This is a genomic window from Streptomyces albus subsp. chlorinus, assembly GCF_013302895.1.
Taxonomy (GTDB): Bacteria; Actinomycetota; Actinomycetes; order Streptomycetales; family Streptomycetaceae; genus Streptomyces; species Streptomyces chlorinus.
The window spans coordinates 1,975,591-1,977,990 of the sequence record NZ_VJOK01000001.1 but is presented as its reverse complement, the minus strand read 5'-3'; the positions used below and the strand labels follow the sequence as shown (position 1 = coordinate 1,977,990).

At 74.5% G+C, this 2,400-nt stretch carries 1 protein-coding gene and 1 pseudogene; one reads left to right on the top strand and one right to left on the bottom strand.

Translation table 11 applies throughout. The features are described 5' to 3' along the window. The coding region (locus FM076_RS08880; protein WP_173869373.1) for a sensor histidine kinase at positions 1–1,212 on the top strand (1,212 nt) is incomplete at its 5' end. 419 nt (positions 1,213–1,631) lie between these two features. Here FM076_RS08880 and FM076_RS33550 read toward each other — a convergent pair. Continuing rightward, positions 1,632–2,400: pseudogene (locus tag FM076_RS33550) on the bottom strand (regulator); the annotation flags it as partial.

The window sequence follows — 2,400 nt, the reverse complement described above, 5'->3', positions numbered from 1 at the left end:
CTCCTCTCCCTCGGCGTCTCCCTGACGCTGTTCCTGCTGACGCTGCTCTCGCTGGTCTTCCTCCTCCTGGGAATCGGCTTCTTCACCACCCCCTGGATCCTCTACGCGGTACGGATGCACGCCAACCAGCGCCGCGGACTGGCCGGGAAATGGGCCGGCCTGTCCGTCCTCGACCCCTACCGGCCGCTGCCGCCCGGCCCGCGCGGGGTCACCGGGCACGTCGAGCGCACCATCCTGATGCTCAAGGACCCCGCCACCTGGCGGGACATCGCCTGGCTGATCGCCGACGCCGCCGCCGGTTTCGTCCTCGCCCTGCTGCCGGTCGCACTGCTCGGCTACGGCCTGGAGGGCTGGGTGATGTTCGCGGGGCTCTGGCGCGCCGTCGCGGGCGACTACTGGTACGGCTTCGTGCACGTCGTCACCTTCGGCGACGCCGCGCAGTGCGCGGCCCTCGGCACCGCCATCCTGGTGCTGGCCCGCTTCGCGAACCCGCAGCTGTTCACCGCCCACTTCCAGCTGGCCCGCGTGCTGCTCGCCCCCACCCGTGGCGCCGTGCTCGCCCAACGGGTCGAGCGGCTGTATGAGTCGCGGCATGACGCGGTGGATTCCTCGGCGGCCGAGTTGCGGCGTATCGAGCGGGATCTGCACGATGGTGCCCAGGCGCGGCTGGTGGCGATGGGGATGAGTCTGGGCGCCGTCGAGGCGCTGGTCGAGCGGGATCCGGCCAAGGCCAAGGAGATGATCGCCCAGGCGCGGGAGAACAGTGCCGAGGCGCTGACCGAACTGCGGGACCTGGTACGCGGCATCCACCCGCCCGTACTGGCCGAACGCGGCCTCGGGGATGCGGCCAAGGCGCTGGCCCTGCGGATGCAGGTGCCGGTCGAGGTCGAGGTGGAGCTGCCCGGCCGCTTCCCCGAACCCGTCGAGACGGCGGTCTACTTCGCCGTCAGCGAGGTGCTGACCAACGCGGCCAAGCACGCCGAGGCCGAGCGGATCTGGCTCGACATCCACCACACCGGGGACGCGGGCGGCATGCTGCGCATAGCCGTGACCGACGACGGCCGCGGCGGCGCCGACGTCGGCAAGGGCTCCGGCCTCGCGGGCGTCGAACGCCGCCTGGGCCAGTTCGACGGCATCATGGCCGTCAGCAGCCCGCCGGGCGGCCCCACCATGGTCACCATGGAACTCCCCTGCCGCCCCGTGACCCCCTGAGCCCGCCCCACACCGGGACCCGTCCTGCGGCGGCCCGCCACGCGGCGGGCCACCCTGAGGCGAGCCGCCATGACCGCACGCCCTGGCCGACCCCGGCCTCTTGTGCAGCGACCCCTCGGCTGATCCGGTCCCTTCAGGCGCTACCGCACAGGGCGCTCCGGCTCCGTCAGCCGTCTGGCCGCCCCAGCGCTCGGGCCGCCTCAGGCGCGCTGGCCGCCCAGGCGCCCCGGCCCCCAAGCGCTCTGGTCGTCCAAGCCCCAGCCCCCTCTGGCGCCCCAGCCCCCAGGCTCTCTGGTAGCCCAAGCCCCGGCCCCCTCTGGCGTCCCGGCCCCCTCCCGGTGGTCCGATGGGGAGCCGGAGCCCGTGGGGCGGCGAGGCGGTGAGCCCCGTCCTTCCGGGAAGGTCCGGAAGGACGGGGCTCACACCAGGGCGGAGACCTTCTCCCGGTACTGCCGCACCGCCGCGGCGTCCCGGTAGGGCTCCAACCGCCGCTCGAAGTCCCGTACGTACTCGTGCGCCCGCACGGACCGCATCTCCGCCGCCTGGTGGGCCGCCTCCGCGGCCAGCTGGCACGCCTGCTCGATCTCGCCGAGCCCCAGCCGGGCCGTCGCCAGCACCACGCGGCAGAACAGCCTGCTGCGAGCGTACCCGGCACCCCGCAGCTGGAGGGAGCGCTCGGCGTGCTGCGCGGCGGCACGGTACTGCTGGAGGTCCCGATGGCAGTGGCCGAACTCGTCGGCGAGCTGCGCCTCGTCGAAGAACCGTGCCCACGCAGGCACGTCCTCGCTGGGCCGGGCCGCCTCCAGCGCCCGCTCCGCGCGGGCCAGCGACGCCGTGCAGGCCCGCACCTCGCCCAGCACCCCGTGCCCGCGCGCCTCCGCCGCGTGCAGCAGCGCCTGGACGGCCGGCGGCACGGAGGTGCCCACCCCCTGCTGCGCGACCCGTGCGAGCTGCACCGCTTCCCGGCCGTGCCCCAGGTAGACGGCCTGTCTGCTCATCGTCACCAGGACGTAGGCGCCGAACGCCCGGTCGCCGGCGGCCTGCGTCAGCCGCAGGGCCTGCACGAAGTAGCGCTGCGCCAGCCCGTGCGCGGCGATGTCGTAGGAGGTCCAGCCCGCCAGCCGGGTCAGGTCGGCGGCGGCGCCGAAGAGGCGCCGGCCGAGCTGCTCGCCGTAGACGCCGCGCAGC